Origin of the sequence: Azorhizobium sp. AG788, from assembly GCF_004364705.1 — a bacterium.
Classification (GTDB): Bacteria; Pseudomonadota; Alphaproteobacteria; order Rhizobiales; family Xanthobacteraceae; genus Azorhizobium; species Azorhizobium caulinodans.
The window spans coordinates 1-14,609 of the sequence record NZ_SOBM01000011.1; the positions used below are offsets into that span (position 1 = coordinate 1).

At 66.5% G+C, this 14,609-nt stretch carries 8 protein-coding genes and 2 pseudogenes; 3 read left to right on the forward strand and 7 right to left on the reverse strand.

Going from position 1 to position 14,609, the window contains the following annotated elements:
- Positions 1 to 103 precede the first annotated feature (103 nt).
- From DFO45_RS23170 to DFO45_RS23180, 3 genes are all read right to left on the reverse strand, one after another.
- On the reverse strand, positions 104 to 661 hold the full coding sequence (locus tag DFO45_RS23170) for a dihydrofolate reductase family protein (protein WP_133866702.1): 558 nt from the start codon (positions 659 to 661) through the stop codon (positions 104 to 106).
- A gap of 143 nt (positions 662 to 804) precedes the next feature.
- Complete coding sequence (locus DFO45_RS23175; RefSeq protein WP_133866703.1) at positions 805 to 1,539, reverse strand: LytTR family DNA-binding domain-containing protein; 735 nt, start codon at positions 1,537 to 1,539, stop codon at positions 805 to 807.
- Complete coding sequence (locus tag DFO45_RS23180; protein ID WP_245518237.1) at positions 1,524 to 2,657, reverse strand: histidine kinase; 1,134 nt, start codon at positions 2,655 to 2,657, stop codon at positions 1,524 to 1,526. Before DFO45_RS23180 ends, DFO45_RS23175 begins: the two co-directional genes overlap by 16 nt.
- A gap of 239 nt (positions 2,658 to 2,896) precedes the next feature.
- Here DFO45_RS23180 and DFO45_RS23185 point away from each other — a divergent pair, with 239 nt between their 5' ends.
- A complete protein-coding gene (locus tag DFO45_RS23185) occupies positions 2,897 to 8,413 on the forward strand; it encodes a Calx-beta domain-containing protein (RefSeq protein ID WP_133866704.1) in 5,517 nt (1,838 codons plus the stop codon).
- 123 nt (positions 8,414 to 8,536) lie between these two features.
- On the opposite strand, the pseudogene DFO45_RS25345 reads toward DFO45_RS23185, so the two are convergent.
- Positions 8,537 to 8,767 (reverse strand): annotated as a pseudogene (locus DFO45_RS25345) (helix-turn-helix domain-containing protein); the annotation flags it as partial.
- Positions 8,768 to 8,785: 18 nt separating this feature from the next.
- On the opposite strand from DFO45_RS25345, the pseudogene DFO45_RS25350 reads away from it, so the two are divergent.
- Positions 8,786 to 8,908: pseudogene (locus tag DFO45_RS25350) on the forward strand (patatin-like phospholipase family protein); the annotation flags it as partial.
- 88 nt (positions 8,909 to 8,996) lie between these two features.
- Here the strand turns inward: DFO45_RS25350 and DFO45_RS23195 are convergent.
- From DFO45_RS23195 to DFO45_RS23205, 3 genes are all read right to left on the reverse strand, one after another.
- Positions 8,997 to 10,100, reverse strand: coding sequence for an alpha/beta hydrolase (locus tag DFO45_RS23195; protein WP_133866706.1), 1,104 nt, complete (start codon positions 10,098 to 10,100; stop codon positions 8,997 to 8,999).
- Between the two features lie 242 nt (positions 10,101 to 10,342).
- Positions 10,343 to 11,824, reverse strand: coding sequence for an alpha/beta hydrolase (locus tag DFO45_RS23200; protein ID WP_133866707.1), 1,482 nt, complete (start codon positions 11,822 to 11,824; stop codon positions 10,343 to 10,345).
- A 205-nt stretch (positions 11,825 to 12,029) separates the two neighbouring features.
- On the reverse strand, positions 12,030 to 12,920 hold the full coding sequence (locus DFO45_RS23205; protein ID WP_133866708.1) for a LysR family transcriptional regulator: 891 nt from the start codon (positions 12,918 to 12,920) through the stop codon (positions 12,030 to 12,032).
- Between the two features lie 106 nt (positions 12,921 to 13,026).
- Between DFO45_RS23205 and DFO45_RS23210 the strand changes: the two genes are divergently transcribed.
- Positions 13,027 to 14,598: a proton-conducting transporter membrane subunit gene (locus DFO45_RS23210; RefSeq protein ID WP_133866709.1), complete on the forward strand. Its 1,572-nt coding sequence runs from the start codon at positions 13,027 to 13,029 to the stop codon at positions 14,596 to 14,598.
- Positions 14,599 to 14,609 lie beyond the last annotated feature (11 nt).

The following is a 14,609-nucleotide window of genomic DNA, read 5'->3' on the forward strand; positions in this document are numbered from 1 at the left end:
GCCGCTACGACCGGCGCCCAGAAAACTTCCTCGCAGCCCTCAAGCTCGCAGCCGTCCGCATCTGGATCAATGCGTTATGAGTCCGCTGCCTAGGCGCGGTCAGTCATTCGGCCCGTCGATAGTGCATGGCGACCACACCGCTCCGGAGCGGCGTGGCTGACATAAGCTCCAGCCGTCGCGTGCCGGGAAGCCCGCTCTGGTAGAGGGTCGGGCCGTGGCCGGCGATCCGGGGATGGACGAGGAAGACATAGGCGTCGATCAGATCGAGCCAGTCCAGCGCGGTCGCCAGCATGCCACTCCCCAGCAGCACGCCGTCTGGGGTTGCATCCTTCAGCCGCGTCACGCCCGTGCGCAGGTCATCCGCGATGTGATGACTGTTGGTCCACGGGAAGGCCGTTCGTGTCGAAGACACCACGTACTTCGGCTTGGCCTCCAGCTTGACCGCCCATTCGCGTATCGCGGGCGGTGCGTCGACGGTGCCGCGTGCGACCGCCGGCCAGTAGCTCTCCATCATTTCGTAGGTGACGCGCCCCCAGAGCATCGCCCCGGCCTCGTCCATGAGACGCGTGAAGAAGGCGTGCGTCTCGTCATCGGCAATACCCTCCCGGTGGTCGATGCAGCCGTCCAAGGTGACGTTGATGCTGAAGGTCAAGAGTCCCATCGCGCGAGTCTAAGCGATAATTGCTTGGGATCGATGCGGATCTTCAGCGACCGGTCGCGGGCCGCTGTGGTGCCGGAAACGGAGACGTCCGCTTTCGGATCACCAACCACAGGCAGCCTCTGGCGTCCCGTCCGTTCCTCCGCCTAAAGCCGCTCCGTGCCGCCGGAGACCACGTCGCGCAGGCGGCTGGTGGCCGCACGGCCCAGCACCAGGGGCTCACCGACGCCATCCAGCGTCACCCGCGAGCGGTTGCGAGAAGGGGTCTCGAAACTGCGCAGGCGGTCGCGGTTGAGGATCAGCGAGCGGCTGAGGCGCACGAAGGGTGGGGCGGGCAGCACGCTCTCGAAGTGGCTGAGGGTGCGCCAGATCAGCAAGGAGGGTTGGTCCGCCAGCACCACGCGGGTGAAATCGCCCTCCGCGCACAAAGCGGCGATCTCGGCGGCGCTGGCGAGAACCGTGCGGTTGGGGGTGCGCAGCTCCAGGATGTCGTGCGCGCCCCCGCTCTCGCCGCCGGCTGCCGGGGGCGGGCGGTTGCGGCGCAGGCGCGCGATGGCCTCCGCCAGGCGCTCGGGTATCACCGGCTTCAGCAGATAGTCGACCGCTGCGGCGGCGAACGCATCCACCGCATATTGCGGATGGGCGGTGACGAACACCACATGCGGCGCCGGATCGAGCCGAGCGATCAACTGGAAGCCGTCGCTGCTTCCGAGGTCGATGTCGAGGAAGACCGCATCCGGCTTTTCCGCCGAAATGAGCTGAACCGCCCCGGACAGGTTGTCGGCTTCACCGAGAATGGCCACGTCGCCGTGGGCGGCCAACAGCCGACGCATGGCGCGGATGGCCAGGGGCTCGTCATCGACGATCACGACCCGGAGCACGGCTCGCCCTCCAGCAGAAGTTCGGCCACGACCACGTCGCCATGGGTGCAATCGGGGGCCTGCGGGCCGGTTTTTTCCTGGCGCAGGCTGAAGGAGTGGCGGCCGGGATAATGCAGTGCCAGCCGGCGGCGCACATTCTCCAGCCCGATGCCGGTGCGGGTGAGGCTCGCCTGGGCCGGCTCCGCCAGCGTGCCGCTGTTCTGGATCCGCACCCTCAGGTCGGCGCCCTCGGCGCGGATCAGTACGCGCAAGTCCAGATGCTGTGCCCGGTCACCATATTTGACGGCGTTCTCTACCAGAGGCTGCAGCAGGAAGCTGACGATACTGCGTCCGGAGGCATCGGGATCGAGCGCAATCTGCGCGTGGAGGCGCGGCCCGAAGCGAGCCTCTTGCACGCGCAGATAGGCGGCGAGCGCCTCGGCCTCGGCGGCGACGCTGACCACAGTCTTGTCCACTCCGGCGAACGAATGGCGCAGATAGGCGGAGAGGTCGCGCAGCATGGCGAGAGCGGCGGTGGGATGTTCGGGGATTTCCTCGGCCACGCCGTTGAGGGCGTTGAACAGGAAATGCGGGTTGAGCTGGAGACGCAATTGCTGGAGCTCCGCCCGCAGCGCCTCGGCCTCGGCCACCGCCGCGCGCTGGCGGTCGGTGCGCCCGCCCAGCTCCGCCTTCACCCAGAAATAGGCAAGGCTCCATCCGACGAAGACCAGCATGTAATATGCGAAAGGCGTCAGCACTTCCTGGCGGGAATTCCAGTCCGGAATGTTCCATCCCATGGGCGCACGCACCAGGGTGATGGCCGCGACCACCGCCGCGGCGCTCGCGGCGCTGAGCAGCAGGATGCAGGCCAGCGCCATGCCGGACAACCGGCCCTCGAAACCCAGCCGCCCGAACGCCGCACGCAGTGTGGCAGCCACCAGCATCAGCAGCGGCTCGACGATGAGGGTGATGGTCAGGGCAAGGGCGAAATTCTGGTAGACGATGCTGCGGGTGGCCAGATCCACCAGGGAAAACACCCCCCAGACCACCAGCTGCACCCGCCAGAACACCGGCACGCGATACCACGAAGTGCGGAGGGGGCCCTGCGTGGTGCTGACCTCATCGGCGAATATCGACACATCCCACTCCGGCGGAACCCCATTCGTACAACTCCGCACCGAGGTAACGGCATTTGCCGGCGCTGGGCAAGGCGGGTGGCGTGCCACCTGTTCGGGCCGCTGGGGCAGGCCGCTGCGGCAGGTTCGTCGTTTTTCCGGGCTGCTTCACCGAGTAGCGCGGGTGCAGCCATGAACTTGACCCGCGCTTTGTGAGACCAAGGGGCAGAAGCACACACCAGGCGTGCAAAGGGAGCCCGATCATGGCGGACACCAGCACCTCTTCCGGCCGCATCTTCGTGGTGGACACCGCAGGCGCGGACATCATCGGCTTCGATCCGGCCAAGGACAAGCTGAACCTCGGCGACAACTCGGTTCATAATTTCATCGTTGTCGACACCCCCACCGGGGTCGGCTTCATGAATCCGTGGTCGGGGGAGACGCTGATCGTCCAGGGCGTTTCGCTGGCGCAACTGACCATCGACAGCTTCGTGCCGATCGTGAACGACCATCTGCGCCAGACCCTCTCCGGCGCGCTGGCCTGGGAACATGGCATCGTTCCGGCCCCGCACACGGTCTATGCCCGCTCGCACGAACTCGGGCAGATCGACAAGGTGGCGTTCGACCCGGCCACCGACGTGGTGGACTTCCGCTATTTCGGCACCCGCGAACAGATCTATATGAGCGACAGCTCGGAAGGCGTCATCATCTCCAATTCCGGCACCGGCCAGGCGCTGATCCTGCTGGGGGTGACCAAGGCGCAGCTCACCGTCAACAATTTCGTGTTCTACTCTGCCGAGGTGCGCGAAGACCGGGTGCATTTGCAGCTGGGCTTCACCACCGTGCCGGACAGCCAGGTCATCCCCCAGGGCGTCGAGATCGCCGGCACCAACACCTGGCCCATCGCCGCCGGCAGCGGCGAGGCGCCGAGCGGCATCACCGGCACCACCTACAAGATCGAATGGCATTACGACAGCAACACCACGCTGGCGTTCAATCCAGCCGTGGACAAGCTCGATTTCGGCTGGTTCAAGGCCTATGAGTTCGACATCTCCGAGGTGAACGGTTCGACCGTCATCTCCATCACCAACAACCACCAGACCTATACGCTCACCGGCGTGAAGATCGGTGCTCTGGCGATCAACAATATCATCGCCCTCGACACCTCCGCCCGCGCCGAATGGCAGAGCACCATCGATGCCGCGCCCAAGCCCGTGGCGCCGCCGGTCATCAATTTGTCCGACGCGCAAGTGGTGGAAGGCGATGCCGGCACGGCGCAGATGCTGTTCACCGTGTCCCTGTCCCACGCGGCGGACGGGCCGGTGAGCGTCAGCTATTCCACCCTCAACGGCACCGCCACCGCCGGCACGGATTATACGTCCGCCGTGGGCACGGTGACCTTCGCCGCCGGCGAGACGCAGAAGACCATCGCCGTCGCCGTCACCGGCGATACGCTGCACGAGCTCAACGAGGCCTTCAGCCTGCAATTGTCCGCGCCCTCCGGCGCCACCATCAATGACGGCTCGGCGGTGGGCACCATTATCGACAATGATCCCGACCCCACGCCGGGCGTGCCGCCGAAGATTTCCATCGCCGACATCTCGGTGGTGGAGGGCAATACGGACATGGCCCATTTCCGCTTCCAGGTGACGCTGGACAAGGCCTCCACTGAGACCATCACGGTGCATTACGCCTCGTCCGATCTCACCGCTACCGGCGGCACCGATTACGAGATTCTGGACGGCACGCTCACCTTCGCGCCGGGCGAGACCACCCAGACCATCCACGCCCACATGTATAGCGACACCGTGGTGGAGCCGGACGAGACCTACAAGGTCACCTTGTCCAACCCCACCAATGCCACCATCGCCGACGGCACCGCCATCGCCACCATCGTCAATGACGATCTGGCGGCGCCCCTGCCCACGATCGCCATCGCCGATGCGGCCATTTCCGAGGGAAACAGCGGCAGCAAGCTGCTGAGCTTCGTGGTCTCCCTCTCGGCCGCCAGCACCTCGGCGGTGAGCGTGAGCTATGCCACCGGCGACGGCACCGCCACCGCCGGCTCGGACTACACCGCCGGCACCGGCACGGTGACCTTCGCGCCGGGCGAGACCTCCAAGACCATCCAGGTGGCGGTGAGGGGCGACACAGTGGTGGAGGCCAACGAGACCTTCACGGTGACGCTCTCTGCCCCCTCCGGCGCCACCATCGCCGACGGCTCGGCCATCGGCACCATAACCAATGACGATGTGGCGGTGGTGGTGCCCACGGTGTCCATCGCCGACGCGTCCGTGGTGGAGGGCAATTCCGGCACCACGGCGCTGAGCTTCGTGGTGAGCCTCTCGGCCGCCAGCACGTCGGCGGTGAGCGTGAGCTATGCCACCGCCAATGGTACCGCGACCGCCGGTTCGGATTACACCGCGAAGACCGGGACGGTGACTTTCGCCCCGGGCGAGACCTCCAAGACCGTCCAGGTGGCGGTGACCGGCGACACGGCGGTAGAGGCCAACGAGACCTTCACCGTCGCGCTCTCATCCCCCTCCGGCGCCACGCTCGGCCATGGCACTGCCACTGCCACCATCACCAATGACGACGTGGCAAGCACGCCGGGCGGCGGGGCGGTGGTCGACTACAGCGTCACCAGCAACTGGGGGGCGGGCTTCACCGCCGCCATGACCGTGGAGGCCGGCGCCAGCGCGCTTTCGGGCTGGACGGTGGAATTCGACGCGGGCTTCACCATCACCAACATCTGGAATGCCACCATCGTCAGCCATGTGGGCACCCATTATGTGCTCAAGAACATGAGCTACAACGCCAGCGTGGGGGCAGGGAAGGACACGGCCTTCGGCTTCCAGGCCACCGCCGGCTCCGGCGGCACGGCGGCGAGCGGCTTCCTCATCAATGGCAAGCCCTCCGGCGGCGGCTCCACCCCGACGCTGCCCACGCTGTCGGTGTCGGATGCCACCGTTATCGAGGGCAATTCCGGCACCTCGGATCTGGCCTTCACCGTGAGCCTGTCGGCGGCCTCGGCCACGGCGGTGACCGTGGCCTATGGCACCGCCAACGGCACCGCCACGGCGGGCTCGGATTTCACCGGCGCCTCGGGCACCCTGACCTTCGCGCCGGGGGAAACCTCCAAGGTGGTGCATGTGGCCGTCACCGGCGACCGCACGGTGGAAGCCAACGAAACCCTCGCCTTGAAGCTCTCCGCGCCCACCGGGGCGACGCTGGTGCGCGCCACCGCCACCGGCACCATCACCAATGACGATGCGGCGGTGGTGGTGCCCACCGTGTCCGTCTCCGATGCCAGCGTCACCGAGGGCAATTCCGGCACCAAGGATTTGGTGTTCAATGTCACCCTGTCGCAAGCCGCCACCGGGCCGGTGACCTTGCGCTATGCCACGGCGGACGGCACCGCCACCGCCGGCTCCGACTATGGGGCCACCTCGGGCACGCTCACCTTCGCGGCGGGGGAGACCTCCAAGCAGGTGCATGTGCAGGTGAACGGCGACACGCTGGTGGAGGGCAACGAGACCCTCACCCTCACGCTCTCCTCGCCCACGGGCGCCACCATCGCCGATGGCTCCGGCGCCGGCCTCATCACCAATGACGACGTGGCCCCGGTGGTGCCCAGCGTGTCGGTGGCCGATGCCAGCGTCACCGAAGGGGCGTCGGGCATCACGGACCTGGCTTTCACCGTGTCGCTGTCCAAGGCCACCACCGCGCCAGTGTCCTTGCACTATGCCACGGCGGACGGCACCGCCACCGCCGGCTCCGATTATGTGGCGGGCTCGGGCACGATCACCTTCGCGGCGGGCGAGACATCGAAGGTGGTGCATGTGCAGGTCAACGGCGACACGGCGGTGGAAGCCAATGAGACGCTGAAGCTGATCCTCTCCCAGCCCGCCGGCGCCACCATCGCCACAGGCACGGCCACCGGCACCATCGTCAATGACGACGTGACGCCGGGCGGGGGAACGCCCGCCGTGTCCATCGGCGACGTCACCGTGACCGAAGGCAATCCGGCGGTCGCCACCGCCACCGGCTGGTTCAGCACCTCTGGCAACCAGATCATCGATGCCGATGGCAACAGCGTGCAGATCGCCGGGGTGAACTGGTTCGGGTTCGAATCCAACACCGGCTCGCCGCACGGCTTGTGGACCCGAGGCTATAAGGAGATGATGCAGCAGATGCTGGACGAAGGGTTCAACACCATTCGTCTGCCCTTCTCCAGCGACATGCTGCACTCAACCGGCCAGGCCGGCAGCATCGACTATTCCAAGAACCCCGATCTCAAGGGCCTGACCTCGCTGCAGGTGATGGACAAGATCGTCCAATATGCAGACGAGATCGGCATCAAGATCATCCTCGACCACCACCGCAGCAGCGCCGGCGACGGCACCTCGGCCAACGGCCTGTGGTACGACTCAAGCCATTCGGAAGCCTCCTGGATCGCCGACTGGCAAATGCTGGCCACCCGCTATGCCAGCGACACTTCCGTCATCGGCGCCGACCTCCACAACGAGCCCTATAACGGCACCTGGGGCGACGGCGGCGCCAATGACTGGGCCCGCGCCGCCACTGCCGCCGGCAATGCCATCGGTGCCGTTAATGACAACTGGCTCATCTTCGTCGAGGGCATCGCCACCTATAAGGGCCAGAACTATTGGTGGGGCGGCAATCTGATGGGCGTGCGCGACCATCCCATCGAGCTGAACGTGGACAACAAGCTGGTCTATTCAGCCCACGATTATCCCAACTCGGTCTATGCCCAGCCCTGGTTCCAGGGGGCGAACTTCGCCGCCGATCTGCCGGCCAAGTTCGATCAGATGTGGGGCTTCATCTACAAGGAGCAGATCGCCCCGGTCTATATCGGCGAGTTCGGCACCAAGCTCACCGACCCCAAGGACGTGGCCTGGTTCAAGGCCATCACCGCCTATCTCGGCGGCGACTTCAACAATGACGGCGTGAAAGACATCTCCGCCGGCGAGCACGGGCCGAGCTGGACCTTCTGGTCGTGGAACCCCAACTCCTCCGACACCGGCGGCATCCTCCAGAACGACTGGTCGACGGTGAACGAGAACAAGATGGTCTATCTCACGCCGATCGAGGCGCCGTTCCCGGCGCTGGACGGCAGCGGGGGAGGGGTGCCCGGCGTCCATGCGGATTTCCAGGTGACATTGTCGCAAGCCGCGTCCACCGCGGTCAGCGTCGAGTATCATACCGTGGCCGCGGACGCGGCCTCCGCGGCCGACTTCACCGCGTCGAGCGGCACGGTGGTGTTCCAGCCGGGTGAGACGACCAAGGTGATCTCCATCGCCATCACCGCCGACAAGGCGGCCGAGGCGACCGAGCATTTCGCCGTCGTGCTCAGTAATCCCGTGGGCGTTTCCGTCGTCAAGGGGACGGGGACCGGCACCATCCTCGATAATGACGGTACGCCGTCCTCCCCCACGACTCCCACAACCCCGACCACGCCGACCCACGCGGATCTGCACGGAACACTCACGGTGGTCGATGCCTGGAACAGTGGGTTCAACGCGAACATCTCCCTCCACAATGACGGAACGATCCCGACGTCCGGCTGGCAGGTGAAAGTGGAGATGCCGAACGAGATTTCCAGCATCTGGAACGCGCAGATCCTGTCCCACGACGCGGACGGCTACGTCATCGGCAACGCCGCGTGGAACGGCACCGTGGGCGCCGATGCGGAGATCAGCTTCGGCTTCACCGCTACCGGCCATCTGGATCCCACCCATGTGGGGCTGCTCTTCTGAGCAGCCAATGGCGCCGCGCCGGGCCGGGTGCCCGGCGCTGTCAGTTCGTCTGCCGACCGCCGCAAGGCGGCCAGTGTGGGCCGATCTCCTCGTCGCGACGAGGGCTTGGGAACCTTCTCGATATCAGGTGCGCCGACGTTTGAGCCCTTCGAGGTCGAGAATACTCAGCGTCCTGTAGCTTCGCTTGATGAGGCTGCAGGCCTCGAAGGAATCCAGGACACGACCGGCCGTCGAACGGGACAGGTTCGCCATGGAAGCGAGATCATCCTGACTGATTTCGACGACGGTTCCCCCCGTGCAGTTGCTGCCTTTTTCCCCGGCATCCGCGCCCATGGCCAGAACGGCGAGTATCGCAGCGAGCCGGCCCTCGGCCCCCCCAGCACGGCGCGCGACATCCTCAACCGCCTCAACGAGGTTTCCTTCAACGCTGTGCTGCTGAAGGAACTGCGGATGATCGCCATGCTCCGGCGGGTGGCAGACCCCGGCAACACCGAGCGCCCTCCTGGCATTGGCAGCAGTGATCGTCCTCTGCAGCACGATCGGCTCGTTCTGAACGGGGCGGTCTTCTATCCCGCGCGCACACTCAGTTGCCGGCGCCCCCGGTGAAGATCAGGATCGGGGCGGCAGCAACCGAGCCAACCGTCGCCCCCACCATTTGCGCGGCCTCCGCGCCGCTGGTTGGCTGGGCGCCCTCGATCTCCTGGCCGGCGCGGAGCCGGTCGCCCAGCAACTGCACCACGTCTGGGCTGGTCGCGAACTTGCTGTGATTGAGCGCGTCGCCATTCTGAAGCGCGGACAGGTCCACTGCCACGATGCCCTGCGCCACTTCCAACTGGGCGAGATTCTCTGGCAGGGTCAGGTCCACGGCGCCCACCCGCGTCACGCCGCCGGCGATGAAGCGGGAGACTTCCAACGCCTTGTCGGTACGCGAAACGAAGATGGTGATGCGCGGACGATCCTTGCCCATCTCCGTCACCTGGCGGCGGAACACGTCGAGATCGAGATCGGGCGAGGCGAGGATCACGTTCGAGATCTTGGCCGGTACCCGTCCGTCCTGCAGGGCCAGTTGGCGCAGGGATTCCACCGTGAGCCAAGCGCCCATGGAATGGGCCATCACCACGACCTCGCTCACGTAGGGGCTGCGGGCCGCCGTGCGCATCACGGAGGCCAGATCGTCGCGTGAATAATTGGTGCTCTCGCGGTCATAGACATAATCGAACACTTGGCCCCGCGAGGGCCAGGAGAACAGCACCGGCGCCATGTCCGCATGGGTGTCGTGGACGATCTGGGCGAAGCGGAACACCGCAGAGTCGAAGCGGGTGTTGAAGCCGTGGACGAAGATCAGGACGCGCCGCCGCGCCTTGCCGTCGGTCACGTTCTTGAACCAGTCCAGCACGCCGGAGCGCGGCACGGGGGTGAGGGTGGTCACGGCGAAATCCCGCCCCGGATCGGCCCGTCCCTGCTGCGGCCACTGGATGGTGCCGGGCGCGCGCTCGGGCGGGATCGACACGATGATATTGGCAAAGGAGAGGCCCGCGCCGCGCTCGCCATTGAAAATCACGCCGGGCCGGTCTGAGGGCGCGCGGGTGGTGGCAACCAGCATGTCGACCGTGTCGGTGCCGGCTGCGCCGGCCGCCACAGGCGTCAGAGCGCCGTCCGTACGGGCGCAGCCGCACACCGCCAGCATCAGGGCGCATGCCGCTGCGCGCCACGCCACAATCCAAGCCGCCACAGCCGCCCACGCCCCCGCTGCCACAGCCCCGCAGGCTCCGAGGGAGCGCGCGTCGCTTACCGTATGACCCTAATACACTTTCGCGATAAGCTGAATGTCACGCCCGCGCGCGTTCGTAATCGCGCCCGCCGCCGGGCCGGTCAACGCGAGCCCGCCCCAGGCGCTGATGTTCACGCCGGGGCCGCCCCTCAGGCGTATCATCGCGGCGTAGGTGCCCCGCGCGGGGCGGCGATCTCCGCGCCGATCCGCTCCAGCAGATAGGGCATGAAGGGGTTGGCGGTCATGCGGACCAGCACGTCCAATCCCATGATCAGCGAGCCGCGCTCCCCGCGCCCCGCGAAGGAGCCGAGATGGATGCCGAAATCCTCGGTCGGCAGGTCCGAGGGCTCCATCCCGTAGAGCCCGTCATCCATCGGGAAGGGGATGGCAATGTGGGAGAGGGAAAAGACGTCGCGGGGATAGAACAGGCCCAGTGATCGCACCTGCGGCACGACCGCCCGTGGGGCGTAGGTGCGCTCCTCCACTGCCGCATCGTTGGGGCTGGCGTTGGTGAGGATGGTCACGCGGAAATCCCGCGGCTCGGCTGGCATGAGCCGCGCCATTTCGGCACGCACCGTAGGCCGCAGCGGGGCGTCCAGCTTGGCATTGTGGTTGAGATCGAACAGCACCAGTTCGCTGCGTCCCTCGGGCAGGACGCTGTGCAGGCTGCTCAAGACAGCGGACGTGCGGACGGTCTCATCCAGCAGCGACTGGAAGGTGAGCACCGGCGGGAAGGCTTGCAGCGCTCCTCTCTGGGCGTGGTCGCGGAGGGCGCCTTGCAGCGCCTGGGTCAATTCGTAGGACTGGCGCGCGGCGTTCACCGGGAAGGAATTGTACTTGAAGGGATTATACTCGGGCAGGATGCCGAGCCAGGCCGTCTTGGCGAAGGCCGGCAGGATCGCAGGGAGCCCGGCCAACCCCGCAAACCGCGCGAATACGGTGATCCCGATCATGGGGGAGAGCAGCACGATGCGATCCGCCCGCGGCTGTGCCGGATTGTCGAGAGCGTCGAGCGCACACATCAGCGCCAGCGCCGCCCCGTTGGAATAGCCCACGAGATGGATCGGCCCGTCCGCCCCCGCGCGGCGGCGCGCCTCGCGCATGGCGAGGCGGGTCGCGGCAAGCCAGCGCTCCCATCGGGACGAGGTCAGCGCGCCGGGCACGGTGCCATGTTCGGGCAGGCGCAACCCGATGCTCACGAAGCCACGCTCCGCATAGAGTTTCGCCACGTGGCGCAGGCTATAGGGCGAGTCCGTGAGACCGTGGAGGAGGACCACTGCCCCACGGACCGGTCCGTCCGGCTCCAGCACGAAGGAGCGGTTCCAGTCCTGCTGGAAGTGGCCGGGGTAGATGGGGCTGCCCTCGAAATAGCGGTTGGTGGGAATGCGCTCCTCTGCATCGAGCTTGCCGGTTACTTCGGCGCGCACCTCCGCGAAGGCGCGCTTCTCGGCCGCGAGATAGTCGGACCAGCCCGCGCGATCCAGTTCGGCGAGGCTCAATTCATGCGGCACAAGGGTGTGCCAAGGCTCCAGCGGTGGCCCCTGCAAACTGGCATAGATGCGCACGCCGAGCAGCGTGAGGGCGATCAGCCCGGCAGTGCCCACAACACAGATGAAGGGGAAGAGGAGGCGTCTGCGCATGGCGTGGGCGACCCTGGGCCTTCCTGGCTCTGATATGTCTGCGGGCGCAGGGCGTCGATTGTCGGCAGGTGCCCGTCCGCGCTCTCTGTTTACCAGAAGAAGCCGTTGTCTCGCGCACCGACCTCGGTCGTTGCTCCTGGGGGGGCATGCGAGACCCGGCTCATATGGCTGACCGGTCACGGTGCAGCCGGGGGCCGCACCAGCGTCAGTCATCTCCCGATGTGCCCGTGGGTTGAAGGAGAAGCTTGACCAGGGGATTGGGGAACCGTCGCGACATGGTGACCGCGTGGAACGTCTCCACGATGTCTGACAACTGATCGCCTTCCACCAGCACGCCTGCGGCAATCTCGTCCTTCACGACGATGGATGGGAGAACGGCCAGCCCGATGTCCTCCCGGGCGAGAAGACGCATCATCGCCATGTCCTCGACTTCCGCCACGATCTGTGGCCGGACGCCGAGGCGATCGGCGAGCGCGTCGAACCCGATGCGCACGCTGCTGTCCGCCGTCGGCAGGATTATGGGGTGGCTTCGAAGCCGATCCGCGAAGCTCGCGGCATGGCGCAGCCGCTCGGGAGTTCCCACCAGGCTGACGGGACGCTCCGCAAGCCGATGCGTGACGAAGGGGGTCAGGGCGTCGCCGGGCGGTGCCCGGTTCAGCAGAACGACGTCGAGGTTGAGCGCCTCAAGCGCCCGCAGCAGCTCTCCGACGCTGCCCGATCGCAGAACGAGGTCGATATCCGTGCGGCCAAGCACCGGACGCAGGAACTCCATCTGGAAGTTGCGCGACAGCGTGGCGAGCGAACCGACGCGCAGCGCCTGCCGGGCCGCTCCCGTCTGCCGAAGCGTACCCAGCAACTCATCGCCCGTGGCGAAGATCGCATCGGCATGATCGAGAACGATCTTTCCAGCCTCAGTCAGATGAAGCTGCCGGCCCCGGCGTTCAAACAGTGCATGGCCCAGTCGTTCTTCGAGTTTGCGGATCTGCACCGACAGGGCCGACTGCGTGAGGTTCAGCCGCTCCGCGGTGCGGGTCAGGTTGCCGTCATGCGCCACCGCCCAGAAATAGCGCAGATGGTTGTAATTCAGCGAGGACATAACGTTCGATATTAGCGAACGATTTTGCGCCGACAATGAATTTTAATTCGCTTCCTGCGATCGATATCCAAGGCTTCCCGACTGTCACGACTACAGGGGAACCGCCTTGTCACCTTACCTGCTTCCACTTTGCGCACCGCTCCTGCTGCTGGGGGCGGCCGGGCTCGGCTTCATGCGGAAGGGGCGGCGCCCACCCCTGGTGCCCGTCTGCGCAGAAGCGGCCGCGCTCGGCGGACTGCTGGTCGCCCTGGCATCGCTGGCGGTTCTGATCCTTCGCGGTCCCGGCGCCAGCGGGCTGATCGGATGGGCGGGCATCGGCCTGTCGGTGAGGCTCGATGCGGTCAGCGTAACGATGCTCCTCCTCGTCACGTTCATCGGCTGGATCGTGGTGAGATACGCCCGCACCTATCTCGATGGCGAGGCGCGGCAGGGCTATTTCATCGGCTGGCTTTGCACGGCGCTCGCGGCGGTCCTTCTCCTCGTCCAGGCGGGCAACGTCGTCCAACTGGTCGCGGCGTGGGTCGCAACCAGTGCGGCGCTGCATCGCCTGTTGCTGTTCTATCCCGATCGTGCGGCGGCGCAGCGCGCCGCCCGCAAGAAGCGTCTGTTCTCGTCGATCAGCGCCGCTGCACTCGTCACAGCCGTCGGTCTCATCTGGGTGAGCTTCGGGACGACCGATATCGCGACGATCAATGCACAAGCCCGCACGGGCGAGGGCTCCTGGCTCATCGTAACGGCCGCCGCCATGCTCGCGCTCGCCGCCATCCTGAGATCGGCGCAGTTCCCGACCCATGGCTGGCTCACCGAGGTGATGGAGGCGCCGACGCCGGTCTCGGCCCTGCTTCATGCCGGCGTGATCAATGCCGGCGGCTTCCTGCTGATCCGTTTCGCCGATCTTGTGGTTTCAGCCCCCGGCGTGCTCGCCGTGCTGGCGATGCTCGGCGGGTTCACAGCGTTGTTCGGCGCGCTCGTGATGTTGACGCAGCCTGCGGTCAAGACCTCGCTCGCCTGGTCGACGGTCGCGCAAATGGGGTTCATGACGCTCCAGTGTGGTCTGGCTCTGTTTCCGCTGGCGCTGCTCCACATCGTCGCTCACTCGCTCTACAAGGCGCACGCGTTCCTCGCCTCGGGCGGGGCCGTGGAGCAGGTCGCGTCCATTCGCCGGCCTGGGCCTGTCGCGGTTCCGAACGGGTTGGCGGTCGTCCGCGCCTTCCTGATCGCACTCGCGATCTACGCGGGGATTGGCGCAGCCTTCGGGTTCACCTTCGGTTTCGAACATAAATCACCGCAAGCGCTCGCGCTCGGTACCATCCTGATCTTCGGTGTCGCCTACCTGTTGGCCCAGGGCCTTGCCGATGCGGCGCCCCATCCCCTGACGCGCAGGACGGCGATCTACGCCAGCGCCGCTGCGATCGGCTACTTCGCGCTCCAGACCGCCGCCGAATGGCTGACCGCAGGGGTTCTCCCCGCGACGCCGGCACCGGGACGGCTGGAGTGGACGCTGATGGCGCTGGCGGTGCTGAGCTTCGGGGCCGCCGCAGTGGCGCAGGCGCTGTTCCCGCTCTGGGCATCGCACCCCGCCGCCGCCGGGCTTCGCGTCCATCTCTCCAACGGCCTTTACGTCAACGCCACGATCGATCGCGTCCTCGGCGGCTGGTCTGTCCCCAAGGCGTCGTGAACCCACAGGAA

What these genes read in the sequence shown, in the direction of transcription:
- DFO45_RS23195 (WP_133866706.1), bottom strand. Translation starts at nt 10,100, where the DNA reads ATGCTGGCGGTGTGCGGCTGCGCCCGTACGGACGGCGCTCTGACGCCT.
- DFO45_RS23205 (WP_133866708.1), bottom strand. Translation starts at nt 12,920, where the DNA reads ATGTCCTCGCTGAATTACAACCATCTGCGCTATTTCTGGGCGGTGGCG.
- DFO45_RS23200 (WP_133866707.1), bottom strand. Translation starts at nt 11,824, where the DNA reads ATGCGCAGACGCCTCCTCTTCCCCTTCATCTGTGTTGTGGGCACTGCC.
- DFO45_RS23185 (WP_133866704.1), top strand. Translation starts at nt 2,897, where the DNA reads ATGGCGGACACCAGCACCTCTTCCGGCCGCATCTTCGTGGTGGACACC.
- DFO45_RS23170 (WP_133866702.1), bottom strand. Translation starts at nt 661, where the DNA reads ATGGGACTCTTGACCTTCAGCATCAACGTCACCTTGGACGGCTGCATC.